At 66.4% G+C, this 16,636-nt stretch carries 18 protein-coding genes and 1 pseudogene; 9 read left to right on the forward strand and 10 right to left on the reverse strand.

Annotated features, from left to right (window positions below; translation table 11 throughout):
• Positions 1 to 47: 47 nt before the first annotated feature.
• Positions 48 to 1,643: a protein kinase domain-containing protein gene (locus OHA42_RS36810; RefSeq protein ID WP_406232846.1), complete on the forward strand. Its 1,596-nt coding sequence runs from the start codon at positions 48 to 50 to the stop codon at positions 1,641 to 1,643.
• A gap of 252 nt (positions 1,644 to 1,895) precedes the next feature.
• On the opposite strand, the gene OHA42_RS36815 is transcribed toward OHA42_RS36810, so the two are convergent.
• On the reverse strand, positions 1,896 to 2,387 hold the full coding sequence (locus tag OHA42_RS36815; RefSeq protein ID WP_406232847.1) for a MarR family winged helix-turn-helix transcriptional regulator: 492 nt from the start codon (positions 2,385 to 2,387) through the stop codon (positions 1,896 to 1,898).
• A 20-nt stretch (positions 2,388 to 2,407) separates the two neighbouring features.
• On the opposite strand from OHA42_RS36815, the gene OHA42_RS36820 reads away from it, so the two are divergent.
• The 4 genes from OHA42_RS36820 to OHA42_RS36835 all read left to right on the forward strand — a co-directional run bounded on the left by OHA42_RS36820 (position 2,408) and on the right by OHA42_RS36835 (position 4,800).
• Positions 2,408 to 2,716: a hypothetical protein gene (locus tag OHA42_RS36820; RefSeq protein ID WP_406232848.1), complete on the forward strand. Its 309-nt coding sequence runs from the start codon at positions 2,408 to 2,410 to the stop codon at positions 2,714 to 2,716.
• Positions 2,717 to 2,803: 87 nt separating this feature from the next.
• Positions 2,804 to 3,046, forward strand: coding sequence for a hypothetical protein (locus OHA42_RS36825; protein WP_406232849.1), 243 nt, complete (start codon positions 2,804 to 2,806; stop codon positions 3,044 to 3,046).
• A gap of 9 nt (positions 3,047 to 3,055) precedes the next feature.
• Complete coding sequence (locus tag OHA42_RS36830) at positions 3,056 to 3,403, forward strand: hypothetical protein (protein ID WP_406232850.1); 348 nt, start codon at positions 3,056 to 3,058, stop codon at positions 3,401 to 3,403.
• Positions 3,404 to 3,636: 233 nt separating this feature from the next.
• Positions 3,637 to 4,800 carry an FG-GAP repeat domain-containing protein gene (locus OHA42_RS36835; RefSeq protein ID WP_406232851.1) on the forward strand — a complete coding sequence of 388 codons (1,164 nt, stop codon included), beginning with the start codon at positions 3,637 to 3,639 and terminating at the stop codon, positions 4,798 to 4,800.
• Between the two features lie 143 nt (positions 4,801 to 4,943).
• Here OHA42_RS36835 and OHA42_RS36840 read toward each other — a convergent pair whose 3' ends face one another.
• The 4 genes from OHA42_RS36840 to OHA42_RS36855 all read right to left on the reverse strand — a co-directional run bounded on the left by OHA42_RS36840 (position 4,944) and on the right by OHA42_RS36855 (position 7,838).
• On the reverse strand, positions 4,944 to 5,702 hold the full coding sequence (locus tag OHA42_RS36840; RefSeq protein WP_406232852.1) for a MerR family transcriptional regulator: 759 nt from the start codon (positions 5,700 to 5,702) through the stop codon (positions 4,944 to 4,946).
• A 55-nt stretch (positions 5,703 to 5,757) separates the two neighbouring features.
• The gene (locus tag OHA42_RS36845; protein WP_406232853.1) at positions 5,758 to 6,645 is read right to left on the reverse strand and encodes a DUF2268 domain-containing protein; all 888 of its coding nucleotides are present in this window, start codon (positions 6,643 to 6,645) and stop codon (positions 5,758 to 5,760) included.
• A 35-nt stretch (positions 6,646 to 6,680) separates the two neighbouring features.
• The gene (locus tag OHA42_RS36850) at positions 6,681 to 6,863 is read right to left on the reverse strand and encodes a hypothetical protein (RefSeq protein ID WP_406232854.1); all 183 of its coding nucleotides are present in this window, start codon (positions 6,861 to 6,863) and stop codon (positions 6,681 to 6,683) included.
• Positions 6,864 to 7,007: 144 nt separating this feature from the next.
• A complete protein-coding gene (locus tag OHA42_RS36855; RefSeq protein WP_406232855.1) occupies positions 7,008 to 7,838 on the reverse strand; it encodes a helix-turn-helix domain-containing protein in 831 nt (276 codons plus the stop codon).
• 177 nt (positions 7,839 to 8,015) lie between these two features.
• Here OHA42_RS36855 and OHA42_RS36860 point away from each other — a divergent pair, with 177 nt between their 5' ends.
• A complete protein-coding gene (locus OHA42_RS36860) occupies positions 8,016 to 8,762 on the forward strand; it encodes an NADPH-dependent F420 reductase (protein WP_406232856.1) in 747 nt (248 codons plus the stop codon).
• Between the two features lie 72 nt (positions 8,763 to 8,834).
• On the opposite strand, the gene OHA42_RS36865 is transcribed toward OHA42_RS36860, so the two are convergent.
• Complete coding sequence (locus OHA42_RS36865) at positions 8,835 to 9,791, reverse strand: alpha/beta fold hydrolase (protein ID WP_406232857.1); 957 nt, start codon at positions 9,789 to 9,791, stop codon at positions 8,835 to 8,837.
• 206 nt (positions 9,792 to 9,997) lie between these two features.
• On the opposite strand from OHA42_RS36865, the gene OHA42_RS36870 reads away from it, so the two are divergent.
• A complete protein-coding gene (locus tag OHA42_RS36870; protein WP_406232858.1) occupies positions 9,998 to 11,140 on the forward strand; it encodes an epoxide hydrolase family protein in 1,143 nt (380 codons plus the stop codon).
• 240 nt (positions 11,141 to 11,380) lie between these two features.
• Complete coding sequence (locus tag OHA42_RS36875; RefSeq protein ID WP_406232860.1) at positions 11,381 to 11,794, forward strand: hypothetical protein; 414 nt, start codon at positions 11,381 to 11,383, stop codon at positions 11,792 to 11,794.
• A gap of 250 nt (positions 11,795 to 12,044) precedes the next feature.
• Here OHA42_RS36875 and OHA42_RS36880 read toward each other — a convergent pair whose 3' ends face one another.
• The 4 genes and pseudogenes from OHA42_RS36880 to sigJ form a co-directional block, all read right to left on the reverse strand.
• On the reverse strand, positions 12,045 to 12,851 hold the full coding sequence (locus OHA42_RS36880; protein WP_406232861.1) for a MerR family transcriptional regulator: 807 nt from the start codon (positions 12,849 to 12,851) through the stop codon (positions 12,045 to 12,047).
• On the reverse strand, positions 12,823 to 13,737 hold the full coding sequence (locus tag OHA42_RS36885; RefSeq protein WP_406232863.1) for an alpha/beta fold hydrolase: 915 nt from the start codon (positions 13,735 to 13,737) through the stop codon (positions 12,823 to 12,825). The genes OHA42_RS36880 and OHA42_RS36885 overlap by 29 nt, the downstream gene beginning before the upstream one ends.
• A gap of 305 nt (positions 13,738 to 14,042) precedes the next feature.
• Positions 14,043 to 14,799: pseudogene (locus tag OHA42_RS36890) on the reverse strand (alpha/beta hydrolase).
• A 221-nt stretch (positions 14,800 to 15,020) separates the two neighbouring features.
• Positions 15,021 to 15,911, reverse strand: coding sequence for an RNA polymerase sigma factor SigJ (gene sigJ / locus OHA42_RS36895; protein ID WP_406232864.1), 891 nt, complete (start codon positions 15,909 to 15,911; stop codon positions 15,021 to 15,023).
• Positions 15,912 to 16,047: 136 nt separating this feature from the next.
• Between sigJ and OHA42_RS36900 the strand changes: the two genes are divergently transcribed.
• Positions 16,048 to 16,635, forward strand: a complete 588-nt coding sequence (locus OHA42_RS36900) for an NADPH-dependent FMN reductase (RefSeq protein WP_406232866.1) — start codon at positions 16,048 to 16,050, stop codon at positions 16,633 to 16,635.
• Position 16,636: the final 1 nt, after the last annotated feature.

Consider the following 16,636-nt stretch of genomic DNA (forward strand, 5'->3'; position numbering starts at 1 on the left):
TCGAGGTGCGCCTCGCGCAACCGCGACGATACCCATAGGCTGGCGCGGTGATTTCCGAGCGGACAGTGGTCGACGGGCGTTTCGAGTTGCTCGAACCGCTCGGCAGCGGCGGGATGGGGACGGTGTGGCGCGCCTACGATCTCGCCCTGCATCGCGAAGTGGCGTTGAAGGAGGTGCGGGCGGCCGAGCCGGACGGCGGTGCGAGCCTGCCCGAGGTACAGCGGGAACGCGTGCTGCGGGAAGCCAGGGCGCTGGCCAGGATCGCGCATCCGAATGTGGTGACGGTCCATCACATCGTTGATTCCGATGCTCCCGCTCATCCGTGGATCGTCATGGAGCTGATTCGTGGCCGCACGCTCGCTGAACATCTCGCCGACGGCCCGATGCACCCGGCGCGCGCGGCGCAGATCGGCCGCGGCATACTCGGCGCGCTGCGTGCCGCCCATGTGGTCGGCGTGCTGCATCGCGATATCAAGCCGGCGAATGTGATCCTGCGTGAAGACGGCACGCCGGTGCTGACCGATTTCGGCATCGCGGCGATCACCGGTTTGAACGGGCTCACCTCCACCGGCAGTGTGGTCGGCTCGCTGGATTATGTTGCGCCGGAACGACTCGGCGGCCAGGAGGGCAACCCCGCCTCCGACCTGTGGTCGCTCGGTCTGGTGCTCTACGTGGCGGTGGAGGGCTATCACCCGATGCGCCGCGACACCACTGTCGCAACACTTGCGGCGGTCCTGAAGGGCGAGGTCCCGCCGCCGCAACGTTCCGGGCCGCTGACTCCGGCGCTGCAGGCGCTGCTGGTGCCGGAACCGAGCCATCGGCCCTCCCCCGAGCAGGTCGATTGGATGCTCGCCCAGGCGACCGCGCCGATCGGAACTGCGCCCGCCGCGCCGGCCCACCCGCACCTGGCCCAGGTTCATGCGCACGTGCCACCTGCGCCGGCAGCGCCGACCCCTGTGCCATCGAGCGGAATCCCCGGCCACAATCCGGCGGCGTCCGCACAGCGGCAACGCTGGATCCTGTCGGGAATCGCGGCCGCCGCCATTGCCGCCGTGATAGTCGTGGCGGTGGCCATGCAGCCCGATTCGTCGACGAATCGAACCGGCTCGAGTCAGCCTCCCGGCACCAGCCAACGACCCGGCAGCACCCAACTCCCCGGCGCGACTCCCTCCGTCGCGCCCGTGACCGAAGAGGCCGGCGACCTCCTCACCCCCGACGGCATCCGCACGGTGATCGCCGCCCTGGAAAAGGTCACCGGTGGAACGCAATTCACCGACGCGACGTTCTACCCGACCTTCGCCAACGTCGCCGCACCCGTCGCCGGCCAGCCGAAAATATACGATGAGTTCAGCTACCGAAACGGCATTGCCGGCCGCAAGGGCGCGGGTGGCCAGATGTCGGGAAAAGCCACCGTAAGTCTGAGCTCGATCAACTGGGACATCCTGCCGACCCTGATGCGCGCCGCAGAGGACCAGCTCAATGTCCCCACCCCGACCCTCCGTTATGTGATCGTCGACCCCGCATGGACTTTCAATGACGATCGCCCGACCATCATGGTGTACCTGACCGACGACTACGGCAGCGCGTACCTCGCGGCGGACGTCGACGGCACGGTGGTGAAGGTGTATTCCCGCGAGCGGTGACGGCTCCAACGGCTTGTCGGTGCTCACCCCTAATGTTCGTGACCAACGAGCGAAGGGAGCGGCTGATGACTGCCGTGCGGACCTATCCCACGGTTGCGACTTGCCTCCGCGCCTGTAACTGGCTGCGCCACTGCCCTTTTCATCGAAAGCCGATGTCCGTGCCGTCGAAGCCGCACTCACCTTCGCCACCTACATCTCCGGCCTCACCCCCGACAACTCCCCCGAATGCTGGTGCGGCATCGACCCGCCCGACTACGGCGCGGAAGCTGTCTTCGCCGACCCGCAGGCCCTTCGGCAGCTGGGCGAGCGTTTCGGCGTGACCTTCACGGAGTAGCTCCCGCACCAATTCTGATCAGGCCCCCGCGCGGCGCGCTCGATGAATGGAGCGAGCAGCTCGTGTAGCTGTCGCCTTTCGGCCGGGGTAAACGGGGTGAGCAGTTCGGTCATCACATCGTCGGTGGTGGTTGTGGCGACGGCAAGGCGGTCGCGGCCGGCCTGGGTGAGGTGGACGGCGTAGCTGCGGCGGTCTCGTTCGTCCTTACAGCGGGCTGCCAGGCCCTGGCGTTCCAGTTCATCGATGATGTAGACCATCGACGACTTGTCCATCTGGAGTCGGTCGACCAAGGCGCGCTGGTTGAGCGGTCCGGCTTCGGCGAGGCAGGTGAGCACGCCAAGGTGGCGCAGTTCGAGGTGGTGGGCCTGCAGCCGCGCGGGCGTAGCGGTGCGCCAGATACAGCTGGCCACCCGGCAAGCGCGGAACAGGGGTGCGGTTTCTCGACCCGCAGCTGCGGGTCGTCCACGAAATGCTGGTGCCGCCAACGGCACACGAGGACAAGACCGGGCGGCATCTGACAGTCGACTGGCTCACGCTGCGCCAAATCCTGCTCACCGGAGTCGATGTCCACCACGGCGCCTCGTTCGAACGCTACGAACTACTGGACGACGGCCGCGTGCGGACATTCTTCGCCAACGGCGCGGTCACCGACGCGGATCTGCTGGTGGCCGCCGACGGACATTCGCGCATCCGCACCCAGCTACTGCCGCATGCCGAGGTCCCTGGGGGGCGACGCTGATCGGCGAAGGATTCAGGATGGCAGCGCCAGCGGGGACTCCGCGGTCCAGGAATTTTCGACCATGGATTCATTGCGGCTATCGGCTGCGTGATCGCACTCGCTGCGGTGATCGGCATCGTGGTGGCCACCGGCGACCGCGATACCGTGAAAAGTAGCAGCGGCACCGAGAAGACTTACAGCGCAGACGAAGTCGTCGATGCCTGCGTTTTTGCTCGACCTGTCGATGTTGAACAAGTTATTGTCAGCATTGCGGCCGAATTCGATGAGCACGAAGTCGTCACCGTCGCTACCGAACAAGTGCGGCGCGTCATGAACACGTTGAAGGGATAGACAAGAGATATGCATCGCATAAGGACCGCGGCGACGGTATTCGCCCACGGCGCAGGCATTCTCGCCGGGTGCAGCGATGGCGACGGGAAATCTGGTTCCGACTACTACGCCGCCGTCAAGGATCTCGGCGGCGGGAGTTACGTACCCAACACAGCCTCGTCGGAGACAGTGCCCAAGATGCGCGAGGTCGCCGAGGTAGCACCGGACGAAATCAAGGCGGACTGGGAACGATTCGCCGATGCGCAGGAGAAGCTGATGTCCGGCGGCGGATCCAGCAGCACCACGAGCATGCCGCCCGACATCGGGCAGATCGCCCAGCGGATCGTCACATTCAACAAGAAGACCTGCATGAAGTGAGTTGCGCCGATGTTGTCACGCCCGCCACCCCGGGCATGGCAACATCGGTCTTCGAACAGGAATGGGCCGAACCCTCGAAGGCGAATTTCATAAGTGATGATTATCAATGAACCGATAAGTTGAGCATGGCCGTCGATAAGGAAAAATTATCGAATTATCTTATGGCCTCGATAGTTTCGCCGGACACGGAAAACCAGTAAAGTTCTGCCGATATCGGACAATCGGGAGAATAAGTGACACAGATCAAGTTCGCCGTAAGCGCTCTCGCTTCTCTGGCAATGGCAGGCTCCACGCTGGCGGGCACCGCCTTCACCAGCACTCCGGCATCCGCTGATGCGCTTCCCAACCTGACCGGTCCCGCGGTGCCCGCGATCGCCGACCTCAACGACGACGGCTACACCGATGTCGTGTTCAGCGACTTCGTTCTCGGGTTCGGCGTGTCGGTTTTCCTGGGCAAGCCCGGCGGGGGCTTCCAGCCCGCCGTCCGTTACACCACCGGCGGTCAGGCGGACTACGTCGCAATTGCGGACTTCAACCACGACGGCAAGCTCGACATGGCCGTCACCAACTTCACCACGAGCGACGTCTCCATCCTGAGAGGCAACGGCGACGGCACATTCGTCAAGGCTGTCAACTACTCGACCGACCTCGCCCCCGGGGCGGTCGTCGTCGGCGACTACAACCACGACGGCAACCCCGACCTGGCCACCTCCAACCAGGCCCCGTCGATGTCCGTGCTCCTGGGCAAGGGCGACGGCACCTTCTCCAAGGCCGTCACTCTCCCCAGCAACCTCGGCGTCGGCTCCGGGTCCGCCGACGCCGCGGACTTCGACGGGGACGGCAACCTCGACCTGCTGCGTGGCAACTACGTCAACAGCACCATCCAGATCTACCGCGGCCGCGGTGACGGCACCTTCGCGGCCCCGACCACGTTCAGCGAGGGCGCCCTGACCGCCTGGTACGGCGTGGCGCGTGACATCAACGGCGACGGCAAGCCCGACATCCTCTTCTCCAACCTCGCCGGCGGCACCGTGTCCACGCTGTTCAACCAGGGGAATGGCACCTTCGGCGCGCCCAAGGCATACCTGACCGGCGGCCTGCTCCCGCAGTGCTTCGACATCGCCGACATCAACGGCGACGGCAAGCTCGACATGTTGGTCGCCAACGGTGGCACCTCCAGCATCAGCGTTCTGCTGGGGACCGGCAACGGCACCTTCGGCGCGCCCCGCACGTACCCCTCCGGCGGGCTCGTCCCCCTGTCCACCCCGATTCTCGCCGACTTCAACGGCGACGGAAAGATCGACACGGTCATCGGCAACACCGGCTCGGGGAACATCACCCTGCGCTACGGCAACGGCGACGGCACCTTCGGCTCCCCCATCGACTACTCGGCCTGATCGACCTGGACAGGCCCCGGCGGGCCGGGGCCTGTCACCGCTCTGCCCGCATCACCCGGTTTGACGTCGACGATGACCCGAATCGACTGGGAACCAACCGCTTTCGCTGATGGGGCGCGAAAGCTCGGCCTGGTACCGCAGCGCTACATCTGCGTCTGTGCGTACTCGTGCAGCGCGTCGCGGACAAATGCCGCGCCTTCGGCACCGTCGTATGTGGCTGCGAAGCGAGGGTCCTCGACGTACATCTGGCCGAGGCCGTTCACCATCTGGATCGAGCGGTCCCGATCGCCCTCGGCCGTAGGGGTGCCGGGAATGTCGCTCAGCCACTGGACATGTCGAGCGGCCAGTGCTTGTGCGCGCTCCGAGGTCGGCGACACCCCGGCCTTCCATGCGGCGATCCATGCGGCGACGAGGTCGTCGGCGGCCCGCTTCCAGGCCCGCTGCTGTTCGAAACTCTTGGCGTGCCACCAGTCGTTGCTCGCCCGGAACGCGTGCTCACCCCAACGCGAAATAACCTCGTCCCGGTAGCGATCGTTGAACCCTTCCAGCATGATGTCCATGCACGGTTCGATCCCGGCCGCCGCGGCGTCGAAAGTGTGACGCACGGACCGGATCTGCTGCTCGATGCGATCGCGTTCGCGTTCCAGCGCGACGATGTGCGCCCGGAGCGCCTCCTGCTCGTCCACCTCCTCGGCCAGGACGTCGGCGATGGTCGGCAGGCCTACTCCCAGCTGACGCATCAGCAGGATGCGCTGCAGTCGGGCGACCGCGATGGGGCCGTAATAGCGGTATCCGTTCGCGCCGACTCGGGAGGGGTGCAAGAGCCCGATGCGGTCGTAGTGGCGCAAAGCGCGGCTGGTGATGCCCGCTCTGGCCGCGAGCTCCTGGATCATCCACTCCATAGTCACCTCCTGTTGTCGCGACGCCCCGATCGCCCGGCCGCCAGATCCCGGCTGATCAGGACGCGCGCTGCAGCGCCGTGGCGATGATCTCCGAGCTTTCGGCGTGCAGGGCCTGTGCCGCCGTCTGTCCCGTCGCTGCCAGGTAGGCGTCGACCAGCCTATTTCCGACGGCGTACCCGGCCCCGGTCGGCAGTCCCACCGGAGCAACGCCGTAGCGCTCCGCGCTGGCGTCGCCGTGCACCCAGGCCGTGAAGTTCTGCATGCCGGTGACGTCGAGTCCGGACACCACCTTGGCGAAGACCGCCTCATCGTGCAGGTGTGGCACGCCGATGCGGGTGTAGCCGAGTTCGTCGCCGTAGAGCTGGCGCGCGAATGCGTCGGCCAGGCCCTCTGACACGACGTGCTCGCCGACCGTGACGGTCATCGGGTTCCACACGACCCCGCCCGGGCTGTATCGCAGATTGTGGTTGAGCTCGTGTACCGCGGTGGCCTCGAGCCGTTCCACATTCTCCGGGTAGGGCCACAGTGTGATCAAGAGGTAGCCCGACATCCCACCGTTCCCGGTCAGTCCGAGGCTGGGACCCATGAAGTGGGCATCGCCGGGGTCACCGAGCACGAACAGGACGGTGATGTCCGGGACCTCCACTCCGGGCGTCGCCGCCAGCTGCAGGGCAAGGGCATCGTCGAGCGCGCGCTGCATCCGTTCCCAGGCCCCGGCCGCCGCCAGCGTCTCGAGTGCGTCGAGGCAACGCTGCTCATCACGATCGATGGGAAATCCGCACGCTAGCTGGTGCATCGCCACCAGATCGACCTCACCGGGAAAATACCGGTACATGTCTGTGACGGGCTCGAGCATCGAGCGCAGCAACGCGACGCGATCCGGGCCGGTGGCCTGCAGGATCTGCTTCATCGCCGAGTAGGTGTCGAGAACGGTGATCGTCATGTCGGCCGACGCTAAACATTGACGCAGGGACAAGGTCACGCCGCGTGCTGACTGAACGCCATCTCCCCGCTTCGAGGTGCTGCCGACTGATCGCCCTTCCGCGCGGCCACAATGATCAGCGCCCCGGGGACAACCCCGGCGAAGAACGCGGACGGCACCAGCAGGACGCCGCCCAACACACACCACGCCGCGAGGCCCCAGCCGATCCCCGCGGGCAATTGATCTCGCGATCCGGGCTTGGGCCCGCCACGCCCGGATCAGAAACTGGATGTTGGTGGTGCCGCGGGCGGAGTTGATCGCCGCGATGCCTGCGCGGAACCGCCCGGCGGCATCAGTCGTGCAATCGAACGTCAGCTCAGTACCTACAGGCTCCCGAGTTTCCGCAGCGCCTGCTCGGATGCCGAGCCCGGCTCAGCAGCGAACAGGTCCAGCCCGCAGCACGACGGCAGGTCGGGCAGCGCGACGAGCTCGCCGTGCAGGGTCAGTTCACCCACGACCGGGTGGTGCAACACGTACGCCCGGGACCGGACCTGCGCGACCGGGTGCTCCGCCCACATCTGCGCGAATTCCGCGCTCAGATCACGCATTTGATCGATGTGCGCCATGAGTGCGCGGTCCCCGCGATACCGTCCGAGCAGAACACGCAGATGCGCCACCTGTTCGCGTGCCGCCCGCGGCCAGTCGCTGCCGTGCAGCTCACGCAGGTAGGGCTCGGTGAACAGCAGGTGTGAGAGCGTGCGGCGGTTCTCCGGCAGGGCGGGGAAGTCGCCGAACACCGCCACGGCGAGCTGGTTCCAGCCGATAATCTGGGTGTGCCGACCGACCAGCAGCGCTGGCGTCATCACGAACGACTCCAGCAGGTAGCGCAAGCTCGCCGGCACATCCGACGAGGCGGTGGACGCCGCACACGGCGGGGGACGCCGCGCGATCCGGTGCAGGTACGCCAATTCATCGGTGTCCAGGCGTAGCGCCGCGCCGATGGCGTCGAGCACCTCATCCGAGACGCTGTCGCTTTTGCCCTGTTCCAGACGTGTGTAGTGGGCGATGCTCACACCCGCCAGCTGCGCCAACTCCTCACGCCGCAGGCCCGCGACCCGGCGCACTCTGCCGTAGTCGCGCAGCCCGACTTGCTCCGGTCGCAGGCGGGCACGCCGTGATTTGAGGAAGCCGCTGAGCTCGGTCCGGTCGTCCACGGACCAACGCTACGCCGGAGCCTGCGGTGGGTGATCACGCCGTGAGTACGCACCACACGGACCTGGTCGGGTGGTCGTGGCGGTTTCATGCTGAAAGCGAGCCACCCGCGACCGGCACACCCTGGCCGCGCTCCCCGGCTCTTATCGCGCATTCACACGAACGAACGGAGAGAAGTCGTGCCCCAAACGCTCGGACTCATCGGCAGCGGAATGATCGGCACTTCCATTGCCCGCCTGGCCGTTGCGGCAGACCTCGAGGTTGTCCTCAGCAATTCGCGAGACCCCGAGACACTTGCCGATCTAGTCGCCGAATTGGGCGGGCGTGCTCGAGCGGCCACACCGGAGGCAGCAGCACACGCTGCGGACCTGGTGGTGGCCGCCATCCCGCTGCATGCCTATGAAAAGCTCCCGGCCGAAGCTCTGGCCGGGAAGACGGTGCTGGACACGGCGAACTACTACCCCGAGCGGGACGGCCACGTGGCCGAGTTGGATGCGGGCGAACTGACCTCTACGGCCCTGCTACAGCGCCACCTCGCGGGCTCCCGGGTAATCAAGGCATTCAACAACATCACCCCGCACCAGCTGTTCTCTCTCGCCCGGCCCGCAGGCGCGCCGGACCGCAGCGCCCTACCCATCGCAGGCGACGACGCGGAAGCCAAGGCACGAGCCACCCGGCTGTTGAACATCCTCGGATATGACGCGGTGGACACCGGCACCCTTGCCACCAGCTGGCGCAGTGAACCGAGCACACCGGTGTACATCCAGCCCTACCTCGGCGAAACGCCCGCAATGAGCGTCGAGGACTTCCTGCGCTGGACTCTCCGGACGCCCGGCATCGTCGTCCCCGCGGCGCAGGTCCGCAAGCTCGTCGAGACCGCGGTCCGCCAGCAGGCGGGCGAGGCCAGGCTCCCGAGTGATGACTGACTCCGGAACCTTGTGCACTCTCCTGACCGGCGGCAGGCTGGATGGCCGCCGAAACCCCTGCGCACGAGCGGACTACGCGACGAGTGTGAGGTGAACGCCTTCGACCCGGCCGGTACCGCCTGCTCGCGTCATCAGGCGAGCGATGGCCTCGACGACCCCAATAGGCTGCTCGAGAATCACCGAGTGACCGGCGCCCTCGAGCATCACGAAATCCGAGTACTCGACGACCGCTGCCATCGTGACGGAATGGGACAGCGGCGTCATCAGGTCGGCGGAGCCGCACAGCACCAAGGTGGGGATCTTCGAGAGGATAGGAAGCGCGTCGGTTTGGTCATAGACCATGAAGGCGCTCAAGAAGCTCGCCATCGTCACGATCGGGGTGTCGTTGTGCATCGCGTTGGCAAGGGTGAGCACGCGAGCGCTGACTCTGCGATTGCCGAATTCCGCGGTACGGATGACCGGGGCGAAGACCTTGCAGGCCATTGCCTTCGCATGGTGCATCATGCCCGGAGCACGTCGGACGGCAGCCTGGAATGCCGAAACGACCGGGTTGCGTAGGAGGCGGCCGAAGCCGGCGTCGGCGAGCCCGTTCGCAGCGGTCGCGATGAGTGCGACGCCGACGATGCGAGTGCCGATCTCGTGCGGGTTCTGGCTGGCGTAGGTCAGCACGGTCATGCCGCCCATCGAGTGGCCGACGAGGACGACCGGTCCGGTAGGGGCGACGGCATCGAGAACGTTGCGCAGGTCGTAGCCGAGCTGCTCGAGGTTGTAGGTCTGTCGGGACGCCGCGGCGGAGTCGCCGTGGCCACGGTGGTCGTAGCAGACGACCCGGGCGTCGGCGTATTGGCGCAACAGCGCGTCCCGGACGAAGGTCCAGGACTCGGTGCGCTGGCAATGTCCGTGCAAGAGGACGACGGTGAGGTCGGCATGTCGTGGGCCGTATTCGCGAACCGCAAGTGCCACACCGTCCTCGGTCGAGACCGTGGCACGCCGTTCTGCCGAGGTGGCGATTGCGCTGGTGATCGACATTGGAGGCTCCGGTTCGCTTGCGGTGACTTGTCCAACTGTCCATCGCATTCGTCGCCGGTATCAGGCCCCCGAGTGCTGGGGTCCCACCCCCAAGGTGGAGCAGAACCACCACCAAGGTGATGCCCCGCCTCTCGGTCCTGGCTAATTTCTTTTAGCCAGTGAGCCTAGGGCTGAAACTGTCCTAGGTGGTTCCTACGATGGATTTCATGACCGAACAGATTCGACCGTTTCGCATCGACGTCCCCCAGGAGCAGCTCGACGACTTGCATCGGCGACTGGACGCCAACCGCTGGCCCGACGAGGTTCCCGGCGCGGGGTGGACACAGGGCATCCCGCTGGACTACACCAGGGAACTGGCCGACTACTGGCGCACTACCTACGATTGGCGAGCGCAAGAGGCTCGACTCAACTCCTTCCCGCAGTTCCGCACCGAGATCGACGGCCACGACCTGCATTTCATCCACGTCCGCTCCGCAGAACCCGACGCGTTGCCGCTGGTGCTCACGCACGGATGGCCGGGATCGATCGTGGAATTCCTCGAGGTGATCGGGCCATTGACCGACCCGGTGACGCACGGCGGCAACGCAAAGGACGCGTTCCACGTCATCGTGCCGACCATCCCCGGATACGGGTTCTCCGGACCCGCCATCGGCTGGTCGACCACACGAGCCGCGCTCGCATGGGCCGAACTGATGCGTCGCCTCGGCTACGACCGTTACGCCGCGCACGGCGAAGACACCGGTGCAGCCATCACCCGCCAGCTGGCGGTCATCGATGCCGAGCACCTGGTCGCGGTGCATCTGACGGATATCGCCTCGGCCAGCGTCACCGCCGAGACCGCCGACCTCGACGATCCCGCCGAACGGCGCGCCGTCGAGCTTGCTGGCCGCTACCAGTACCAACTCGGCGCGTACGCGATGCTGCAAGCGAGTAGGCCGCAAACGCTGTCCTACGCGCTCACCGACTCGCCGGTGGGTCAATTGGCCTGGATCGTCGAACGGTTCAAGGATTGGACCGACTCCACCGACGCACCCGAGGATGCCGTCGACCGCGACGCGATGCTGACCAACGTCATGATCTACTGGCTCAACGGCACCGCAGGCTCATCGGCGCGCTACTACTACGAAGGCGCCGCCACCTGGGGCAAACCCGAACCCGACACCAACGTGCCGGTCGCCGTAGCAGTCCTGCCCCACGACATCGGCGCCCCGATCCGCCGCATCGCCGAACAGAACCACAACATCGTGCGCTGGACCGAATTCGACCGAGGCGGCCACTTCGCCGCCATGGAAGAACCCGACCTCATCATCGACGATTTGCGCGCCACGTTCCGCGATTACCGCACATAGGCACGCAATCCCCCGGTGATCTGCGGCAGCGGACTTGTCTTTGTCATGTGCCATGAGCAAGGCAGGTGGCCGCGGATCGCCGGAATCGAGCGTGCCACGGCCCTGAGCTGATCCCTTGGCACCACTCGGCGGCTCGTTCCCCCGCTGGCGCCCGAGCCGGGCCGCTCATAGGGTGCGCACGTGGGCGATCGGCGATACATGCGACGCGGAGACGGGCGACGACGAAACCCAGCAGACTCCATGCAGCTGGAACCGCGGGACGTCATCGCCGGTGCCGACGTGGTGGTGGCGGGCCTGTTCTCGGCCAAGCGCACGGACTGCCTCGATGTGATGGCTGATGTTTCGGCAGGTGTCGCTCGTCTCGGAGGTCGAGTGGTCGAGTGTTTCGTGCAGCGCCGCGGGGTCTCGGGCGGCAAGAAAGGTGACACGCCGGGCGGCACAGCGACGATGGCCGAACCCTACTCGGCCAGAACGTTGATGAGCACGGGCAAAGTCGGCGAGATCGCGGGCGCGTGTGCTCGGGTGCGTGCCGGGGCCGTTGTCTTCTCCAACGAGCTGACCGACCGACAGCGAACAGTTCTTGCGAGGGCCTGTGGTTGTCCGGTGTTCAGCTACAGCGACCTGACGCGGGGCAGTGATCGGTCCGTTGTATGACGCGCGGCAATGGGACGCAAACGTCTTGTACGACGGGCGGGTCGTTTGCTTCTGCAGATGCGCTTGTACGCCAATGCATTCCGGTGTTGATCAGCACAGCGGCGGGCAAACGGGAGCATCGCTCGAACACCACTGCAAACGCTATCGATGTGCCCTGCCGATGTGAGTGGTAGTCGGCGTCCGGACCGGCTGGACGAATCTGCGCGCGCCGCTGTGGCGTCCGAGAGCTTTTCTGCATGCGGTGCCGGCTTCAGCCGTCGTACCCGGCGGTTCGGCGCCGCTCGGCGCGGTGGGTGAGGGCGTCGACGATGCGTTGCCATGCTGGTGTTTCCTCGGAGATCCGGGAAAAGACCAGCTTCAGGTGCCCTGACCGGCCGCTGTCTCGTTCGTGGTCGATCTTCCATGCGTCCAGCTCGTCGATGAGCCGGTCCAGGCGTGGATCGTTCGGGTCCCAGTCCACTGATTGATCGCAGGCGAGATACATGCGCACCGTCTCGGGGTCGTCGAAGGCGGCGTTCTTGTCCCGTATCCGCTGCCGCATGACGCCCGGTTCCAGTGCCTGCATCAGGATCCAGGAGTCACGCTCGAGTCGTACTCGTCGTTCGCTGACCCCGAGGCTGCGCATCCGGTTCAGGATGGCGACCACTTCGGGGGGCAGGACAAGCCTTTCGCCGCTGGCCAATTCGGCGATGCGGCGGCGGTATTCGGTGAGCTCGTCGATTCTGCGCTGCAGTTCGGCGTCGATGTCGGTGATGGACGAAGCGAATTCGGTCGGCTGTGCGTGCAGCAGCGCGTCGATGCGGGCCAGCGGAACTCCGGCATCGGCGAGGGTCCTGATCCTGATGAGGTCCACCGCCGCTTGCGCGCTGTAGCGGCGGTAGCCGGAGGCATCGCGCTCGGGCTCGGGCAACAGCCCGACGTGATGGTAGTGGCGGACGGTGCGCACAGTGACGCCGGCGGTCGCGGCGAGTTGGCCGATCGTGAGCACCGTCCTCCTCGGGTCGTCGTGACAGGCGATCGTGCCGAGTCTAGGGGCGAGCGGCTCGACCGACGACATCACGGATCGCCTGGACGACGGCATCGGGGCGGTCGAAGCAGAGCCGGTGGTGGAGGGTGTCGGACAGGATGCGTTGTTCCCCCTGCGAGACCGCGTTCACCACTGCGGCGTCCATTCGCGTTCTACCGTCGCGCATCGCCTGCAGCGTCTGCTCCGACGTCAGCGTCTGCTGGGCGGGGTCGATGCCGACCGCGGTGAGTGCGACCACCGGGACATCGGGAATGTCGGGCCCGGCCCGCAGTTCGGTGGCGAGTTCGGCCAACATGCTGCGCTCGGCGATGCCGACGCGAATCCATTCGTCACTCAACTTGGCATCGAGCAGCGGTTGCCGCATGTGCTCCGGGTAGTCCGCGAGCAACTCGGCGCCCCACTCGCGCAGCGCCGGGCGCAGCTGTTCGAGCTGCTCCAGATCAGGCGCCATCTGCTCGGCCGCGGCCAGGCTCGCCGCGGGCGGCATGAACTCGTCCCACTCGGGGTGCAGGGCGTCCAGCCAGACCAGCCCGGCCACGTCCTGCGGGTACAGCTGGGCAAATCGGTGCGCGTAGAAGCCGCCGAGGGAGTGCGGTGCGAGTACGTAGGGGCCGGCGATGTTCTGAGCGCGTAGCAGCTCGTGCAGTTCCGTGGCGACCGCGGCTGCGGTGCGTGGCAGCGGGAGGGGATCGCTGTATCCCGTGCCGCCGCGGTCGTACACCACAGCGGTGGTGAACTGCGAAACCGCTTGCTGGACACCGAAATAGTCCAGGCCTACCGCGCTCGCGCCCGGTAGAAACACGACGGCCGGCCCGCCGCTACCGGACCGATGCACGAAAATGCGGCGGCCGTCGATCTCCTGAAATCCTCCGACCGGCGGAGCGAGCCGAGCCGGGGAAGCGCTGTTGTTGGTCATGCGACAAGGCTGCAACCCTGACGCAGGGTCAAGGTCAACCCCTTCCACCGCAGTACCCGAAGCGTATGCAGCTGTTCAACGCGCTGCCGTGCGGCTGATCGGAAGTTCATCGCGACGCACGCTCACGCCATAACTCGGGCGACCGATTCGACGCGCTGGGCTCATCCTGCTCCGACACAGCGCGGACATCCACGCAAGTGAGCATCAAGTAGTGCCTCCGACCGCGCAGTTCGGGTCTGGCCAAAGACGATCTGCGACAGCGGTGTTGGCGCCCGGCTCGACGCCGGACGCCCGCACCCCTTAGGTCAGGCCGGTGACGGTTCGGCCCGGCCGAGATGGCGGGCAAAGAACCGAGTTGCGCTGTCGACCTCGAATCTGGGCACGCCGCCATGGCCGCCCGCGTTGGCGTGCAACGTCTTTTCCTTCGAGGCGAAGGCGTCGAACAACGCGAGTCCGGATTGGCGGTCGATGTGCTCGTCGTCCCACTGGAGCAGGAATTCGATCGGGAACGGTGATCCGTGCCGCCGCCTCGGCCAGGGATTCATGTCCGAGACAACCGAAGATCGCCGCGGTGATCCTGGGTTCGACCGCCGTCAACGGCACCCCGATCCCGGTGCCCTGCATGATGCCCCAGAAACCGACCGGCCCTTCGGCGCCGATCTGCGGCAGCTTCTGCAGGGCGTCCAGGGTCGCCTGCCATTCCGGCACAGCACGCGCTGCCAGGTGGATGTGGATCCCCACGACGGCCGGACCGAGCGGCTCGCCCGCCGCCTGCGCCTGCCGTAGGACGGTGATGTGCTGTTCGTCGGCCGCCGTGCGGGGCCGGTCACCGTGTCCGGGCGCGTCGATGGCGGCGACATGGAAACCGCAGCCGGTCACGAAGCGGTGTGCGCGGCCGATGATTCCCGGTGCTCGCTTATGCTGGCCGCCACTGTGCGCCATCAGCACCAGGGGCGCGGGATCGGAGCCGGATGCGGGCGACCAGAGCACGCCGGGGACGTCACCCAGCGTGAAATCGCGTTCGACGACACCATTCGACGATGTCTCCGTAGTGAAATGCATAGGTTGTTGCCTTTCGGGATTGCCTTATCGAGGCGCTCCCGGCGACACCTACGTCAATCGCCGACCGTGAACAAGCGGGAGAGCACCCACAGGGATACAGCGTTCATGGGTCTCACCTCCTCGCGTGACGTCACGGTCTCCCGGCACGCTATCAGCCGAACGTCGTCCCACCCAACCCTTTTCTACCGATGGGGCTATCTCCAGTGGAAGAGTGCCGGAGTTCAGCCTGCTGTCCAGGGCCGAAGTTTCTCCGGATTGCGGATCGCCCAGATGCGGGTGATCCGGCCGTCGGCGATATCGAAGGCGTAGACCGACACGATGGTGTCGGCGAGCTGCGCAACCAGGCCGGGTTGGCCGTTCACCGTGCGCTCGAGCAGCGTCACCTCGGGGGCTCGGGCGGCGATTTCGATCCAGGCGCGGGCGATCTGCTCGCCGCCGTTGATCGGGCGGATGAAGGCTGGAGCCAGGCCGCCGCTGTCGGCGGTCGCGATCGCCTGCGGATCGAGCAAACCGATCAGGGCCTCGATATCCCTTGTCTCCCAGGCTCGTTTGAAGTCCCGGACCACCTCCGCGCGCTGGGTGCCCGACGGACCCCGCGAGGTACGGATGCGGCGGCGGGCGGAGGAGGCGAGCTGGCGGCAGGCCGCGGGGGTGCGCCCGACGACGTCGGCGACCTCGGCGAAGGAGTAGCGGAAGACGTCGTGCAGGACGAACGCCACCCGCTCGGCCGGCGTCATGGAATCCAGCACGACGAGGAAGGCCATACCGATCGACTCGTCGAGGGTGACCCGGTCGGCGGGATCGGCGGGGGCGGGACCACCGAGCCATTCAGAACGGTCGGGTACCGGCTCCGGAATCCACTCGCCCACGTAGCGTTCCCGCCTGGCTCGCGCCGAGCCGAGCAGATCGAGGCAAATGCGGCTGGCGACCGTCGTCAACCAAGCACCGGGTGCCGCCACATCCCGCCGCTGCGGCTCGGATAAGGCATACCAGCGCGCGTAGGTCTCCTGCACCACATCCTCGGCCTCGGCCAGCGAGCCGAGCAGCCGGTAGGCGAGATTGATCAGCTGACGGCGTTCGCTGATCACCGAGCGCAGTTGCGGATCGGTCATGGTGTCGGCTCCTTCGGTCGATGCGGCCCTCACTGAATTGACGAAACAGCGACCCGAACTGTGAGGCGGCCTGACATTCCGGTCGGCTGCGTCGTCGGAAGGTTGTGACACCTTCAGCAGAGCAGGAGTTCCGGACATGATCAGAATCGGCATCATCCTCGGCAGTACCCGGCCCAACCGCAACGGCCCGCAGGTCGCCCAGTGGGTTCTGGACACGGCATCGCGGCGCGGCGATGCCGAGTTCGAATTGATCGACCTGCGCGAGCACCCGCTACCGCATCTGGACGAGCCCGTGCCACCGCTGTTCGGCCCCTCCGTACATGAGCACACCCGCGCCTGGGCCGAGCGGGTCGCCCCGTTCGACGGGTTCGTGATGGTGACCCCCGAGTACAACCACTCGGCCCCCGGGGTGCTGAAGAACGCCATCGACCACGTGTTCGCGGAGTGGGTGAACAAAGCAGTCGGATTCGTCTCCTACGGTGTGAACGGCGGCGTGTGTGCGGTGCAGCAGCTGCGGCTGGTCTGCGGCACCTTGGGCATGGCCGATGTGAGCCCCGAGGTGGCGCTGTCGCTGCACACCGATTTCGAGAACCACACCCGCTTCGCCCCGGGCGACCACCACGCCGTGACCCTGAACAAGGTGCTGGATCAGCTCATCGCATGGAGCGCCGCACTCGCGCCGCTACGGCAGGCCAGCGCTGAAACCACTCTCATCAATTCCTGAG

Source organism: Nocardia sp. NBC_01009 (assembly GCF_045208035.1).
In the GTDB taxonomy this organism is placed as follows: domain Bacteria; phylum Actinomycetota; class Actinomycetes; order Mycobacteriales; family Mycobacteriaceae; genus Nocardia.